The 16,122-nt window shown below is 67.7% G+C and carries 10 protein-coding genes; 8 read left to right on the forward strand and 2 right to left on the reverse strand.

Features of this window, described 5'->3' with window-relative positions; all coding sequences use genetic code 11:
- Both AC1D2H_RS28665 and AC1D2H_RS28670 read right to left on the reverse strand, forming a co-directional pair.
- Positions 1 to 478 (reverse strand): hypothetical protein (locus tag AC1D2H_RS28665; protein WP_478013242.1); only part of this gene is annotated, 478 nt, incomplete at its 3' end.
- 24 nt (positions 479 to 502) lie between these two features.
- Positions 503 to 2,029, reverse strand: a complete 1,527-nt coding sequence (locus AC1D2H_RS28670; RefSeq protein ID WP_478013243.1) for a tryptophan halogenase family protein — start codon at positions 2,027 to 2,029, stop codon at positions 503 to 505.
- Between the two features lie 171 nt (positions 2,030 to 2,200).
- On the opposite strand from AC1D2H_RS28670, the gene AC1D2H_RS28675 reads away from it, so the two are divergent.
- The 8 genes from AC1D2H_RS28675 (at position 2,201) to AC1D2H_RS28710 (ending at position 16,113) form a co-directional block, all read left to right on the forward strand.
- Positions 2,201 to 3,433: an ROK family protein gene (locus tag AC1D2H_RS28675; RefSeq protein ID WP_478013244.1), complete on the forward strand. Its 1,233-nt coding sequence runs from the start codon at positions 2,201 to 2,203 to the stop codon at positions 3,431 to 3,433.
- Positions 3,433 to 4,881 carry a xylulokinase gene (gene xylB, locus AC1D2H_RS28680; protein WP_478013245.1) on the forward strand — a complete coding sequence of 483 codons (1,449 nt, stop codon included), beginning with the start codon at positions 3,433 to 3,435 and terminating at the stop codon, positions 4,879 to 4,881. The genes AC1D2H_RS28675 and xylB overlap by 1 nt, the downstream gene beginning before the upstream one ends.
- A 9-nt stretch (positions 4,882 to 4,890) precedes the next feature.
- Positions 4,891 to 6,207: a xylose isomerase gene (xylA, locus tag AC1D2H_RS28685; RefSeq protein WP_478013246.1), complete on the forward strand. Its 1,317-nt coding sequence runs from the start codon at positions 4,891 to 4,893 to the stop codon at positions 6,205 to 6,207.
- Between the two features lie 177 nt (positions 6,208 to 6,384).
- Positions 6,385 to 9,435: a TonB-dependent receptor gene (locus AC1D2H_RS28690; RefSeq protein ID WP_478013247.1), complete on the forward strand. Its 3,051-nt coding sequence runs from the start codon at positions 6,385 to 6,387 to the stop codon at positions 9,433 to 9,435.
- Positions 9,436 to 9,527: 92 nt separating this feature from the next.
- Entirely contained in the window at positions 9,528 to 11,177 is a 1,650-nt protein-coding gene (locus AC1D2H_RS28695) for a DUF5597 domain-containing protein (RefSeq protein WP_478013248.1), read from the forward strand.
- Positions 11,174 to 13,456: a glycoside hydrolase family 95 protein gene (locus AC1D2H_RS28700; RefSeq protein ID WP_478013249.1), complete on the forward strand. Its 2,283-nt coding sequence runs from the start codon at positions 11,174 to 11,176 to the stop codon at positions 13,454 to 13,456. Before AC1D2H_RS28695 ends, AC1D2H_RS28700 begins: the two co-directional genes overlap by 4 nt.
- A gap of 1 nt (position 13,457) precedes the next feature.
- A complete protein-coding gene (locus AC1D2H_RS28705) occupies positions 13,458 to 14,735 on the forward strand; it encodes a GDSL-type esterase/lipase family protein (RefSeq protein ID WP_478013250.1) in 1,278 nt (425 codons plus the stop codon).
- A 16-nt stretch (positions 14,736 to 14,751) separates the two neighbouring features.
- Positions 14,752 to 16,113 carry a GH1 family beta-glucosidase gene (locus tag AC1D2H_RS28710; RefSeq protein ID WP_478013251.1) on the forward strand — a complete coding sequence of 454 codons (1,362 nt, stop codon included), beginning with the start codon at positions 14,752 to 14,754 and terminating at the stop codon, positions 16,111 to 16,113.
- Positions 16,114 to 16,122: the final 9 nt, after the last annotated feature.

A 16,122-nucleotide genomic window follows, 5' to 3' on the forward strand; every position in this document is an offset into this window, starting at 1 on the left:
TCTCGCCCACCGCCAGCGACAGCTGATCGTGGACGTAATTGCCCTTGCCCGCGTACTGGATGTAGCCCAGGCCACGCCAGTCGCTCTTGGTGAGGACGCGGTCGCCTTCGCGGAAGGTCAGCGCCCAGCCGTCGCCCTTCTTGACGTCGACCGAGATCGGTCCGGACGTGAGCGTGGCCTTGGTCTCGCCGTTGACGATCTGCACGGCCGGTTTGCCGGCGCCGACCATGGGGATGTGCAGGCGCGGCGTGCTGGACGCCGCGAAGTGCTCGACGCTGACGCGGATGACGCCTTCGAGCGGCGAGCTCAGCGTGACGGTCAGCGTGGGGCCTTGCAGCGTGTCGCCACGGTGCTTGATGGGGCGCGTCGTGGCGAGCACGACGAGGCGGTCTTCGTGGACTTCAATGGCGTAGGCCTCGGCCGCGTAGTGCGCGGCGACGCCTGGCTGAAGCATCCACTGTCCGTCAGTGAACTTCATGGTGGTCGGGGTCTTTGCTGGGGGTCAGGGGTGGGAAGGCGCCTGCACGTGGCGGCGGATGTAGTCAGCGTGGTCCGGCATGCCGGACGCGGTCTGGGCGATGGCCTGGCGCAGGCGCGCGAAGTGCTGCAGCAGGGCCTGGGGTTCGATGTGGTCGACGAAGGGGTCGTAGCTTTCCGGCTGCAGTCCCAGGCCGAGGAAGAGGGACACCCAGGACGGCTCAGAGAAGCCGTCGGGGTCGTAGATGGCGACGCGGGCGGCGCTGCGGAAGAGCTCGATCTGGTGGGCCAACGAGTCCGGGATGGGCATGGCGGCGCAGTAGCGCCACAGCTCCGAGTCGCGGCGCTCCGTCAGCTTGTAGTGCAGAGCGATGAAGTCGCGGATGGACTCGTACTGGCGTGCCATCAGGCGATTGAACTCGGCGGCCAGATGCGGCTTGAAATGCTTGTCCGGGAAGAACTGAATGAGGCGGCCGATGCCGTCCATGATGAGCTGGATGCTGGTGGACTCCAGCGGCTCCAGGAAGCCCGAGGCCAGGCCGATGGCAACGACGTTCTTCACCCAGCCCTCTTTGCGCCGGCCGGTCGTGAAGCGCAACTGGCGCGGCGTGTCCAGGGCCTTGCTGTCCAGGCCGGCGAGCAGCGTGCTGGCGGCTTCGTCGTCGCTGATGAAGTGGCTGCAGTAGACATGGCCATTGCCGGTGCGGTGCTGCAGCGGGATACGCCATTGCCAGCCAGCCGCCTTGGCCGTCGACGTCGTGTAGGGCGTCAGCGGCTCGACGCGCTCGCTGGGCACGGCCTGGGCGCTGTTGCAGGGCAAAAGCGCGCTCCAGTCCTCGAAGGGCGACTGCATGGCGCCGCCGATGAGCAGGGCGCGGAAACCCGAGCAGTCGATGAAGAGGTCGCCGTCAATGCGGCGGCCGTCGGCCAGCTTGACGGCCGCGACGAAGCCGTCCTCCGGCCGCAGCTCCACATCGACGATCAGCCCTTCGACGCGCTGGGTGCCGCGCGCCATCGCGTACTCACGCAGGTAGGCGGCGTAGAGACCGGCGTCGAAGTGATAGGCGAAGGAATAGGCATTGGCCGCCGACGCCGCGCCGCCTTCGGGTGGCGTGAAGCGGTTTTGCCGCGCCATGACGGTGGACGTCGACCAGTCCTCGTAGCCGGGCAGCCCGTCGGTGATGCGGGACAGGCGCAGCCAGTGCTGCCAGGCCGAGCGGTTCTCGATGGCCGGGCCGAAGTCGCCGAAGCCATGGAAGAAGCGGTGGCCGACGCGGCCCCAGTCGCGGAACTCGATGCCAAGCTTGAAGCTGCCCTGGGTCTTCTTGACGAAGTCGGCACCGTCCAGGCCCAGCGTGCGGTTGTAGGCGCGAATGGGCGGCAGCGTGGCCTCACCGACGCCGATGGTGCCGATGTCGGGCGACTCCACCAGAGCTATCTCGCACGCACCCTGGCCGGCCTGCGCAAAGCGCTGGGCCAGCGGCGCGGCGGCCATCCAGCCGGCGGTGCCGCCGCCGACGATGACGATCTTGCGGATGGGGGAATCAGGCATTGGCTGTCTCGGGCCAGTTTTTATGGAGCCTCACCGCGCAACCGGTGGGCGGCGCGATCTTCGGCGAGGTGGGACCGATCGCGATAGGGGTCAACACCGTATTTACTTCGTTCGATGGCCGAACTAATATGGCCTCAAGCCCGTCAAAGCATGGGTATCTCTAGGAGACAAATGCAGGCCGAAGCCGCAGGCAGCCAACAGCTGCTCAAGGTCATCAATCGCATGGCGCTGGTCAGGCACCTCTGTGCCCACCCGGGGCTGTCGCGCGCCGACTTGGCCGGGGCCGTCGGCCTGACCAAGTCCACCGTCAGCATGCTGGCGCGCGAGCTGATCAGTGAGGGCTGGTTCATCGAACGCGAGGTCGTCGCCACCGGCGACCTGGGCCGCCGCCCCACGCCCCTCTTCATCGACCCGACCCGCCTGCTGCTGCTCGGCGCCGAGGTCGGCATCGAATCCGTGCGCGTCGTCGCCACCTCGCTGACCGGCGACGTGCAGGCCTGGACGGTGGCCAACTACGGTGCCAGCCGCACGGCCAAGGCCTGCATCGCCAGCCTCGCCACGGCCCTGCTCAAGCTGCGCAGGCAGCTCGATGCCAGCCAGCAGATCCTGGGCATCGGCGTCGGCCTGCCGGGCGGCGTCAACGAGGCCCGCGGCGTGCTGCACTTCGCCCCCAACCTCGGCTGGCGCGACATCCCCTTCGGCGCCCTGCTCGGCGAAAAGCTGCAAGACACTTCGCTCGCCGGCGTGCCCCTCTTCATACAGAACGAAGCCGATGTGGCGGCCCTGGGCGAGATGGAGTTCAACCCCGCGCCCGCGTCGGATCCGCTGCTCTACGTCTCCATCAACCAGGGCCTGGGCGCCGGCGTCATCGTCGGCGACCGCCTGCTGACCGGCAACCGCGGCTTCGCCGGCGAGGTCGGCCACATGGTGCTGCAGCTCAACGGCCCGCGCTGTTCCTGCGGCCGCCGTGGTTGCGCCGAAGCACTGATTGCGACGCGCGCCATGCTGCACGGCAGTGGCGACGAGGCGGCCCTGCGGTCGCTGGCCGAGGTGCGCGCCCATCTCGTCGACGCAGACGCCGAGACGATGAAGGCCGTCCACTCGGCCGGCCGCTATCTCGGCGTGCTGCTGCAGAACCTGGCCACCGCCTACGACCCCGCCTGCATCGTGCTGGGCGGCAGCGTCGTCGAGCTGGGCGAGCCCTTCCTGAAGCCGGCGCTGGACACGCTGCTGGACTACGCCGCGGCGGCCAGCCTGCCGCCGCCGACGGTGCGCACGTCGATGTTCGGCGCCAATGCCGTCGCCGTCGGTGCTGCGGCGCTGGCGCGCTACCGCCTGACCCGCCCCGCCCTGCCGCTGTCCGACAGCGGCGCGGTGATGGCGGACGCCGAGGAGGCCATCTGATGTTCCTCGGCATCGATCTCGGCACCTCCGAAGTCAAGCTGCTGCTGCTTGACGACAGCGGCCACATCGTCGGCACGGCGGGCAGCGCGCTGACCTTGTCTTCGCCCGAGCCGCTGTGGTCCGAACAAGACCCGACCGCCTGGTGGCAGGCGACGGAGGCCGCAGTCGCCAAGCTGCGCGCGGCACATCCCGCCGAGTTTGCCGCCGTGCGCGGCATCGGCCTTTCCGGCCAGATGCATGGCGCAGTCCTGCTCGACGAGGCCGACGCCGTGCTGCGCCCCGCCATCCTCTGGAACGACGGCCGCAGCCACGCCGAGTGCGAGGAGCTGACGGCCGCCGCGCCGCGCCTGCACGACATCGCCGGCAACCTCGCCATGCCCGGCTTCACGGCGCCCAAATTGCTGTGGGTGCGCAAGCACGAGCCCGAGGTGTTCGCCCGCGTGAAGAGCGTGCTGCTGCCCAAGGATTGGCTGCGCCTGCAGCTCAGCGGCGACAAGGTGTCCGACCCGTCCGACGCGGCCGGCACGCTGTGGCTGGACGTGGCGCGGCGCGACTGGTCCGACGAGCTGCTGGCCGCCTGTGGCCTGACGCGCGCGCAGATGCCGCGCCTCGTCGAAAGCAATCAGGCGAGCGGCGTGCTCAAGCCCGAACTGGCCAAGGCCTGGGGCCTCGGCCCCGAGGTCGTCATCGCCGGGGGTGCGGGTGACAACGCCGCCAGCGCCATCGGCATTGGCGCCACGCGGCCGGGCGACGGCTTCATTTCGCTGGGCACCTCGGGCGTGCTCTTCGTCGTCAACGACCGCTACCGCCCCAACCCGGCGTCAGCTGTGCACGCCTTCTGCCATGCCCTGCCCGAGCGCTGGCACCAGATGAGCGTGATGCTGTCGGCGGCGAGCTGCCTGCGCTGGTTCTGCCAACTCGTCGGCGCCGACGAGGCCACATTGCTGGCCGAACTTTCGCAAAATGACAGCGCAGTCAATGCGCCCATCTTCCTGCCCTATCTGGCTGGCGAGCGCACACCTCACAACGACCCGTTTGCCTCTGGCGTCTTCCACGGCCTGAAGGCGCAGACCACGCGCGCCGACTGCAGCTATGCCGTGCTGGAAGGCGTGGCCTTCGGCCTGGCCGACGGACTGGCCGCGCTGCGCGAGGCGGGCACGGAGGTGCACCAGCTGTCTCTCGTTGGCGGTGGCTCGCGCAGCTTCTTCTGGGCCCAGCTGATCGCCGACGCCCTTCAGGTCGACATCGTGCTGCATACCGGCAGCGAAGCCGGCGGCGCCCTCGGCGCGGCGCGCCTGGGCTGGCTCTCGGCAGGCGGCGACGTCAACGCCGTCTGCACCCGGCCGCCCGTTGCGGCCCTCTTCTCTCCCGACCCCCAACGCCATGCCCGCCTGGCTCCTCGCCTGGCGCGCTTCCGTGACCTCTACCGCCGCCTGCGCGGTGCCTGACTTCTGACCATGACGAGCTATTTCCACGACATCGCCCCCATCCGCTACGAGGGCGCCGACAGCCAGAGCGACCTGTCCTTCAAGCACTACGACAAGGACCGCATCGTGCTGGGAAAGCGCATGGAAGAGCAGCTGCGCTTTGCCGCCTGCTACTGGCACAACTTCGTCTGGACCGGTCTCGATCCCTTTGGCGGCGCGACCTTCGAGCGCCCCTGGTTCCAAGGCGGCAGCCCGATGGAGCTGGCCAAGCTGAAGGCCGACGCGGCCTTCGAGTTCTTCGCCAAACTCGGTGTTCCCTACTACTGCTTCCACGACCGCGACGTCGCCCCCGAAGGCGCCACGCCGCGCGAGAGCCACGACAACTTCCTGCGCATGGTCGACGTGCTCGGCGAGAAGCAGCAGGCCACTGGGCTGAAGCTGCTGTGGGGCACGGCCAACCTGTTCAGCCACCGCCGCTTCATGTCCGGCGCGGCCAGCAACCCCGACCCGGCCCTGTTCGCGATGGCGGCCCTGCAGGTGCGCGACGCGATGGACGCCACCCTCAAGCTCGGCGGCGAGAACTATGTGCTGTGGGGCGGCCGCGAGGGCTATGAGACGCTGCTGAACACGCGCCTCGGCCAGGAGATGGACCAGCTCGGCCGCTTCCTGAACATGGTGGTTGAGTACAAGCACAAGATCGGCTTCAAGGGCGCCATCCTCATCGAGCCCAAGCCGCGCGAGCCGTCCAAGCACCAGTACGACTTCGACACCGCCACCGTCTACGGCTTCCTGGTGCGCTATGGCCTGGAGAAAGAGGTCAAGGTCAACATCGAGGCCAACCACGCCACGCTGTCGGGCCACAGCTTCGAGCATGAGATCGCCACCGCCGGCGCTCTCGGCATCCTCGGCAGCCTGGACATGAACCGCGGCGACCCGCAGCTGGGCTGGGACACCGACCAGTTCCCCAACAACGTGCCCGAGACGGCCATCGCGCTGTACCACGTGCTGCAGGCCGGCGGCCTGGGCTCGGGTGGCCTGAATTTCGACGCCAAGGTGCGCCGCCAGTCCATCGACGCGGCCGACCTCTTCCACGGCCACATCGGCGGCATGGACGTCTGCGCCCAGGCCCTGCTGATCGCCGAAAAGATGATCAACGACGGCCGCCTGAAGGCCGCCGTCGACAGCCGCTACGCCGGCTGGGACACGAGCGCCGGCCAGGACATCCTGCAAGGCCGCCGCACGCTCGCCGACCTGGCCGAGCAGGTGCTCATTGCGAACACGGATGTGGCGCCGGTCTCCGGCCGCCAGGAAGTCTTCGAGAACCTCGTCAACCGCTTCTGCGGCTGACCGCTCCACGCCCGATTGACCCCGCGCCACCCAGCACACCCGGACCGACAACGCTGCCAATGACGAACACCCTCGCTCCAACAGCATGCGCCCGTCGACCCGGGCGATGTTGATTCCCTTTTCCGAACCAGCTGTAAGACACAGGCCCAGAGCCCCACGACAACGAGAGGAGACACAGTGAAAAACCAGTACCGCCGAACCGCCGTATCCCTGGCCGCCGCCCAAGCCGCTCTGCTTTGCAGCGGCATGGCGCTGGCCCAGACGCCGCCCGCCCCCGCCGCATCGGCACCCGTCCAGAAGGTCGAGACGGTCGTCGTGTCCGGCAAGAGAGCCGCGCTGCAGTCCGCGCAGAAGATCAAGCAGGACTCCGATGAAATCGTCGATTCCATCGTCTCCGAAGACATGGGCGCCCTGCCCGACCGCTCCGTCACCGAGGTGCTGCAGCGCATCGTCGGCGTGACCATCGACCGCACCATGGCCAAGGGCGACCCCGAGCACTACTCGGTGGAAGGCTCCGGCGTCACCATCCGCGGCCTGACCTATGTCCGCTCGGAGCTGAACGGTCGCGACTCCTTCTCCGCCAACGGTGGCCGCGCGCTGAACTTTGAAGACGTGCCGCCTGAACTGATGGCAGCTGTCGACGTCTACAAGAACCCCTCGGCAGAGCAGATCGAAGGCTCCATCGGTGGCCTGGTCAACCTGCGCACCGCCCTGCCGTTCGACTACCCCGGCTTCAAGGCCTCGTTGTCGCTCCAGGAAAGCTATTCCAAGCTCAAGGCTGGCAAGCCGACGCCATCCTTCTCGGGCCTGCTGTCCAACAGCTGGGAGACGCCCATCGGCCGCGTCGGCTTGCTCGCGAGCCTGGCCTCATCCGAGAGCAGCACGCGCACGGACGCCTTCCAGGTCGAGCCCTATTACCCGCGCACCGACGCCGTCGCCGGCCAGGCCGCCGGCACCACGCTGTGGATCCCCAAGGGCTCGCAGTGGCGCACGCTGGAGTTCGACCGCAAGCGCAAGGGCAACTACGCCGCCGTGCAGTGGAAGAAGGACACCGTCGAATCGTCGCTGACCTACTTCAAGTCCAAGTACCGCATGGACTGGGCTGAGAACGCGATCTTCGCGCAGTCTTCTCCGTACAAGATCCAGGTTGCCGACGGCCAGTTCGACAGCAACGGCGCGCTGCTCTACGGCACGCTGAGCAACAACGACGGCTCGCCTATCGACTTCGGCACCGACACCCGCACGTCCTACCGCAACTCGACGACGCAGGACGTGGGCTGGAACGTCACCTGGAAGCCCAGCGATCGCTGGACGATCAAGTCCGACCTGCAATTCATCAAGGCCAAGACCGACAGCTTCGATTCCACCGTCGCCACTGGCGTGCAGATGCTGAAGGAGACGCTGGACCTGCGCGGTACCTACCCCACCCTCATCTTCGACGACGCCTCCAAGGCTGCACTGCTCGACCCGTCCAAGAACTACTGGGCGTTCACGATGGAGCACATGGACAAGAGCAAGGCCACCGAGAAGGCATGGAAGGGTGACGTCAAGTACAACTTCGACCATCCAGTGCTGCAGGACCTGCGCTTCGGCCTGCGCCTGACCGATCGCGATGCGGTGACGACGAACTCGGTGCCCGGCTACAACTGGGCCGCCATCACGCAGAGCTGGCAACAAGGCTGGGCCATCCAGGACGTGGCGCGCCTGAGCGTCCCGGCCTACGCGGCCGGCACCCAGATCCACAACTTCACCAACTTCTTCAACGGCAAGGCCTCGGTCCCGTCGCTGATCATGCCGACCGTGGCCATGGCCAGCAACTACCCGAGCAGCTACCAGACGCTGCACGGCTACGGCCTGGCGCAGTGCGAGGCGCTGAACGGCCCCGGCGGCTTCACCTGCACGCAGAGCTGGTCGTCCGTCCCCTGGACGCCGGCCACCTTCGGCACCGACCCCGCCGGCACCAACGACCAGAGCGAGCGCAGCCAGGCCGGCTACGCCCAGCTGCGGTTCGGCTTTGATGACATGAAGTACCCCATCGACGGCAACGTCGGCGTGCGCGTCGTGCACACCGCGGCAACCGCCAATGGCTACACCGTCTTCACCGGCAAGGCCGCCCCGGTCGGCGCCGGCGGCGTGGCCGTGCCCAACATGCCGAGCTACTCCGAAGCGCAGAGCTACAAGAACAGCTACACGAACGTACTGCCTACGCTGAACCTGCGCCTCAAGGCCGGCGACAACGTGCAGTACCGTTTCGCCCTTGGCCGAGGCATCTCGCGCCCGGACTTCTCGCAGCTGCAGGCCTACACCAAGCTCTCGCAGGACTTCAAGTCGACAACCACCGGCACGGCCCCGAACACGGTCACCACGGTCGACAGCGTCAGCTTCACGGGTGACGCCTCGGGCAACCCGATGCTCAAGCCCATCCGCTCCACCCAGGCCGACCTGACGGGCGAGTGGTACATCAGCAAGTCCAGCTCGCTGACCGGCGCGATCTTCCACAAGCAGCTCAGGGACATCATCCTCAACCAGACGTTCATCAAGCAACTGCCGGACACCACCGGCAAGCTGCATGACTTCACCGTCACCGGCCCCATCAACGGCGCCGACGGCCACGCCAGCGGCGTGGAGCTGAGCTACCAGACCTACTTCGACTTCCTGCCGGGAGCCTTCTCGGGCCTGGGCGTGCAAGCCAACTACACCTATGTCGACAGCAAGACCACGCCGAAGACCCCGATCAACCAGGCCTACTGCTCGGGTGGCAACAGCGCGGCCAACGTCAACCTGAACCTGAACGGTTGCGACGTCGACGGCCGCACCTTCGGCAACCTGCCACTGCAGAACCTGTCGAAGAACGCCTTCAACCTGACCTTCATGTATGACCGCGGTCCGTTCTCGGCGCGCGTGGCCTACAGCTGGCGCTCCAAATACCTGCAGAACGTCAACGTGAACGGGACGCAGGGCGGCGATGGCCTGGACACCAACCCGGCCAGCGCCACCAAGGGCCAGACCAACGTGGCCTGGGGCCTGCCGACCTGGGCTGACGGCTTCGGCCAGGTCGACGCCAGCGTGTTCTACAAGATCACCGACCAGTTCACGGTGGGCTTGGAAGGCCAGAACCTGACCGACTCGACCTACAAGCAGTTGATGCAGCAGCACATCGGCATGAAGGGCCGCGCCTGGTTCTCGACCGGCCCGCGCTACACGGTGCAGGCACGCTACAGCTACTAAGCTCCGGGCCAGCTAGCCCTGCCGGCGGTGGTTTGACACCGCCGCCGGCCTTTTTTTTGCCTCAGCCCCTTCAGATTCTTTTCGGATCGCCGATGCGCAAACTCCTGATCTCCCTGCTCGCGTCCGCCGCCACACTGGCCGCCTCGTCCGCGTTCTCTGCCGAGGCACCTCGCCTCGTCACCCGCGACGGCCGCCATGCGCTGCTCGTCGACGGCAAGCCCTTCCTGATCCTCGGCGCCCAGGCCCACAACTCCAGCAACTACCCCGGCGCCCTCCAGCCCGTCTGGGATGCGGCCAACGACCTCAAGGCCAACACCGTGCTGATGCCGGTGGCATGGGAGCAGGTGGAGCCTATTGAGGGCAAGTTCGATTTCAGCTTCGTTGACACCCTCGTCAAGGAAGCCCGCCAGCAGAAGAAGAAGCTGGTGATCCTGTGGTTCGCCACCTGGAAGAACACCAGCGCCCAGTACACGCCCGAGTGGGTCAAGCTCGACCCCAAGCGCTTCCCGGCCAACCTGGACCGCGAAGGCAAGCCCAACTACAGCCTCAGCCCTTTTGGCGCCGAGACGCTGAAGGCCGACAAGAAGGCATTCGTCGCGTTGATGGGCCACCTGAAGAAGATCGATTCGGCCGAGCGCACCGTGCTGATGGTGCAAGTCGAGAACGAGGTCGGCACCTATGGCCTGGTGCGTGATTTCGCGCCCGCCGCGCAGGCCGCCTTCGAGCAGCCGGTGCCGGCCGCCGTGCTGGCCCGTCAGAAGCCCAAGCTCGCTGCGGCATCCACAACCGCAGGCAACTGGCGCGAGGTCTATGGCGACTACGCCGACGAGTACTTCCACGCCTGGGCGATCGCCCGCTACATCGGCGAGATCGCCGCAGCCGGCAAGGCCGTCTACGAGCTGCCGATGTACGTCAACAACGCGCTGCGCAACCCGCTGGAGCAGCCGCCCAAGCCCTGGAACAAGGACTTCGCCAGCGGCGGTCCGACCTGGGACGTCATCGACATCTACAAGGCCGCGGCACCTGCGCTCGACATCGTCAGCCCCGACATCTACAGCGTCGAATCCGATCAGGTGAACGCCAACCTGCGGTTGTTCGGCCGCATCGACAACGCACTGTGGGTGCCCGAGATCGGCACCAAGCCAGGCTACGGCCGCTTCCTCTACGCGATGCTGGGCCGCGGCGCCATCGGCGTGTCGCCGTTCGGCATCGACTACTTCAACTACACCAACTACCCGCTGGGCACGACCGCGACCGACAAGACTCTCGTCGAGCCCTTCGAGCGCGTCTACCGCATGTTCGCGCCCATCCAGCGCCAGTGGGCGCAATGGGCCTTCGACGGCAAGACGCAAGGCATCGGTGAAGCCGACGACCGCAAGCCGCAGCAACTGGACTTCCCCGGCTGGACGGCCAAGCTTAGCTACCGCCTGGGCCGCTTCGGCGAAGCCAGCTGGGGCGGCGAGTTCGCCAAGCCGGCAGCCGGCACCGAAGAGCCCAACGGCGGCGCCGCCATCGCTCAGGTCGCGCCCGACGAGTTCCTCATCATCGGCCAGCGCGTGCGCGTGCGCATGGAGCCCGCCGCCGGCACCAGCGGCATGATGCTGCGCACCGAGCAGGGCCGCTTCGACGACAAGGGGCGCTGGGTCATGGAGCGGGTCTGGAATGGTGACCAGGTCGACTACGGCCTGAACCTGCCCGCCGAGCCCGTCATGCTCAAGGTCAAGATGGGCCGCGCCAGGTGATCCTGCTTCGTCCGCTGCTGCTGGCCTGCGGCCTCGCGCTGGCCCCGCCCTTGGCTGCTGCCGAGCCGGTGCTGCGCTATGCCCAGCCCGCGCCGGACACGGCCAAGGGCTGGGAGCAGCAGGCCTTGCCCATCGGCAACGGCCGCCTGGGCGCCATGCTGTTCGGCCAGGTCGCCCGCGACCGGCTGCAGTTCAACGACATCACGCTGTGGACCGGGGACGCCAAGGCCATGGGTGCCTACCAGCCGTTCGGCGATGTCGTGCTGGAACTCGAGGACGGGCCGGTGAGCGGCTATCGCCGCGAGCTGGATCTCGCGCGGGCAGTGAACCGCCTCAGCTACACCCGGGATGGGGTCCGCTTCACCCGCGAAGCCATCGCCAGCCACCCGGCCCAGGTCATTGCCTGGCGGCTGACGGCCGACCAGCCCGGCCGCTACTACGGCCGCATCGCGCTGACCGACCGCCACGGCGCCGCGCTGAGTGCCGCGAACCAGACGCTGACCGCCATCGGCAGCCTGCCCAATGGCCTGGCCTATGCGAGCCAGTTGCGCGTGCTCAACGAAGGCGGCAGCGTGACCGTCGATGGCAACACGCTGGTCCTGCGCGGCTGCAACTCATTGACGCTGATCCTGGCCGCCGGCACCAGCTTTGCGGACGGCCAGCCGCCGCTGCCGCGCGTGCAGGCCCAGGTCGCCGCCGCCAAGCCCTGGCCGCGGCTGCGCGCCGAACACGAGCGCGACGTGGCCGCGCTGCTCGGTCGCGTGCGGCTCGACCTCGGCACCAGCCCATCCGAGCGCCGCGCGCTGACGACCGACGCCCGCCTGGCCGCCTACACCCAGGACGGCGGCGACCCCGAGCTGGAGGCGCTCTATTTCCAGTTCGGCCGCTATCTGCTGGTCTCCAGCTCGCGTGACTCGTTGCCCGCCAATCTGCAGGGCCTGTGGAACGACAGCCTGACGCCGCCGTGGAATGCGGACTACCACTCCAACATCAACCTGCAGATGAACTACTGGCCGGCCGAGCCGACCAACCTGGCCGAGGCCGCGCGGCCGCTGCACCGCTTCGTGCAGCGACTCATTCCCGAGTGGCGCCGACCCGTCGCCGATCGTGCAGCACTCGCGCTCAAAGACGCCAATGCCCTGCCGGCCGAGACGCCACCGTGGGACAAATCGGTGCAGCCGCCCATCGAGACATTTCTCACCGCCGCCGGCAAGCCCGTGCGTGGCTGGACGCTGCGCACCGAGACCAACCCCTTCGGTGCCCAGGGCTACCTCTGGAACATGACGGGCAACGCCTGGTATGCCCGCCACTTCTGGGAACACTACGCCTTCACGCAGGACAAGGCCTTCCTGCGCGACATCGCCTGGCCGGTGCTGAAGGAGGTCGGTGAGTTCTGGGAAGACCGGCTCAGGGAAACGGCCGACGGCAAGCTCGTCGCGCCCAATGGCTGGTCGCCCGAACACGGCCCCATCCAGGACGGCGTGGCCTACGACCAGCAAATCCTGTGGGACCTGTTCGACAACATCGCCGCAGCAGCGAAAGTGCTCGGCGACAACACCGCCAGCCAGCATGCAGCTGACACGCGCGACCGCCTCGCCGGCCCACGCGTCGGCAGCTGGGGCCAGTTGCTGGAGTGGCAGGACGAGCTGAAGGACCCGCTGCTGGACACGCCCAAGGACACCCACCGCCACGTCTCCCATCTGTTTGCCCTCTTCCCCGGCCGGCAGATCTCGCCGGCCCGCACGCCCGAGCTCGCCGCAGCGGCTCGCAAGACCTTGGCAGCGCGCGGCGACGTCAGCACCGGCTGGTCCATGGCCTGGAAGATGGCCTATTGGGCGCGGCTGCGCGATGGCGACCATGCCCACAGCCTGTTGCGCGGCCTGCTGGCCCAGCCCGGCGCCAAGGCCGCCCGGGCCGGTGCCGAGGTTCATCAGGGCGGCACCTACCCCAACCTCTTCGACACCCACCCGCCCTTCCAGATCGATGGCAATTTCGGCGCGACCGCGGCCATGGCCGAGATGCTGGTGCAATCGCAGGACGGCGTGATCGACCTGCTGCCCGCTTTGCCTGCCGCCTGGCCCGAGGGCTCGGTCAAGGGCTTGCGCGCACGCGGCGGCTTCGAGGTCGACATCGCCTGGGCCCGCGGCCGCGTCACGAGCGCCTCCGTGCGCTCGGTGGCCGGCGCTGGCGGTGGCCGCGTTCGCGTGGGCGAACGCGTCGTCGACCTTCAACTCAAGCCCGGCCAGACGCGCAAGCTGAACGCCCAGGACTTCCTCTGACATGAACCGTCTTCTGCTGCTCGCACTCACTGCCCTGCTGCCATTGACAGCGCAGTCACTCGACCTCGACACCGGCCGCCCCGCCAAGGGCTGGTCCGTCGCCGTCACCGATTTCGAAGGCGAGGCCAAGCTCGACACCGACCGTGTCACCGTGCCCAAGCCCGCCAACCCGCGCGTGCCCGACAGCCATGTGGCGGCCCGCCGCGGTGACGATGGCGCGCTGACGCTGCAGTTCAGCAACTCCTGGATCGCGCAGTTGCGCTGGCAGGACCGCGCACCGCTGAACCTCAACCCCTACCTGGCCGCCGGCACCGTCGAGTTCGACCTCAGCGTCATCGACCTCGCCCATGGCGGCATGAAGTTCAAGCTCGGCTGCGGCAAGGACTGCGAGCGCAAGATCCCCTTCCTGTTCGCCGGCCGTGAGCTGATCGGCAAAGGCAGGCAACACCTGTCCTTCGCGCTGAAATGCTTCGCGCGCGAGGGCGATGACTTCTCCGCCGTCAACGTGCCCTTCACGCTGGAAGGCACTGGCAGTGGTGAAGTGCAGATCAGCAAACTGCGCATCCACAAGACGGGCAAGGCGACGACCGCCTGCCCCGACTACCGCACGCAATCGGTGACGCCCGAACGCCTGCAGGAATCCTGGGCGGTGGACTGGTGGCTGCCGCGCCACGAAGCCAAGCTGGCCGAGATCAAGGCCCACCGCGAGGCCGGCCGGCGGGTGGACCTCGTCTTCCTGGGCGACTCCATCACCCAGGGCTGGGAGAACGAAGGCAAGGCCGCCTGGGCCGCGCACTTCGCCAGGTACAACGCCGTGGCCCTGGGCTTCGGTGGCGACCGCACCGAGAACCTGCTGTGGCGTCTCCAGCATGGCGAGCTGGACGGCATGGCGCCCAAGGCCGTCGTCATGATGATCGGCACCAACAACACCGGCGACCGGCTCGAAGACCCGGCGTTCACCGTCGCCGGCATCAAGCGCAACCTCGACGAGATCCGCAAGCGCCAGCCGCAGGCCAGGGTGCTGCTGCTGGCCCTCTTCCCGCGCGGCGAAAAGCCCGACGACCTGATGCGCCGGCATAACGCCAGGATCAACGCGATGCTGCCCACGCTTGCCGACGGCCGCCAGGTCGTCTTCCTCGACATCGGGAAGCAGCTCACCAACCCGGACGGCACGCTGTCCAAGGACATCCTGCCGGACTGGCTGCATCTCAGTCCCCAAGGCTACGAAATCTGGGCCCGCAGCCTGGACACCACTTTGACTCCCATGCTGGCGCCCTGACGGCAACAGCCTTCTCATGACTTTCTCCCTGACCTACTCCAGCCCCTTCCCCGCCGACTTCCTCTTCGGCGTTGCCGCCGCGGCCCCGCAGATCGAGGGCGCCGCCTTCACCGACGGCAAGGGCGAATCCATCTGGGACCGCTTCAGCCGCGAACCCGGCAAGGTGCATGACGGCGACACCCTCGACGTCGCCTGCGACCACTACAACCGCTTCGACGAGGACTTCGCACTGATGGCCTCGCTGGGGCTGAAGTACTACCGCCTGTCCCTGGCCTGGCCGCGCATCTACCCGAACGGCGACGGCGAGCTCAATCAAGCCGGGCTGGACTTCTATCACCGCCTGTTTGCCAGCATGAAGAAGCACGGCATCGAGCCGTGGGTGACGCTGTTCCACTGGGACCTGCCGCAGGCATTGGAAGACCGCGGTGGCTGGACCTCGCGCGTGACGGTGGACGCCTTCGGCCGCTATGCCGATACCGTCGTCAAGGCCTTTGCCGGTGAAGTGAAGCACTGGATCACGATGAACGAGATCCGTTGCTTCACCGAACTGGCCTATCGCTGGGGTACCAAGGCCCCGGGTCGCCAGGAGAGCGCGGCCGTCGTCAACCAGACCTTCCATCACGCCCTGCTCTGCCACGGCCACGGCGTGCGCGCGGTGCGCGAATTCGGCGGTGCCGGTGCGCAGGTCGGCTTGACCGACAACCTCGACGTCTGCATTCCCGTCACCGAGACGCCCGCCGACATCGCCGCCGCCAAGGCCTGGTTCCTGGAGAAGAACGCCCATGTGCTGGGCGCCATGCATGCCGGCCACTACCCGGCCGACTATCTCGAACGCGTCGGTCCCGATGCGCCGGATGTGCGCCCCGGTGACTTCGACCTCATCAGCCTGCCCACCGACCACCTGGGCCTGAACATCTACACCGGCACCTATGTGCGCGCCGGCAGGAACGGCGCAGCTTTCGAGGCCCTGCCCAACCCCGTCAACTACCCGCGCGCCGACAGCCCCTGGCTGCGCCTCGTGCCCCAGTCCATCTACTGGGCCACGCGCCTGGCCCACGAGTGCTATGGCCACAAGTCCCTCTACATCACCGAGAACGGCTGCGGCTACAACGACGAGCCGGTCGTGAACGGCGAGGTGCTGGACCTGCACCGCCGCGACTTCCTGCGCAACCACCTGCGCGAAGCCCACCGCGCCATTGGCGACGGCGTGCCGCTGCACGGCTACTTCCTGTGGAGCTTCATCGACAACTACGAGTGGGAAGACGGCTACCAGCGCCGCTTCGGCATCGTGCACTGCGACTACGAGACGCAGGTGCGCACGCCCAAGCTGTCTGCCCTCTATTACGCCGACGTCATCCGTGAACGGCGAATCCTGTGAGCCCCTCGT

This window comes from Roseateles sp. P1_C1_2, assembly GCF_056406535.1.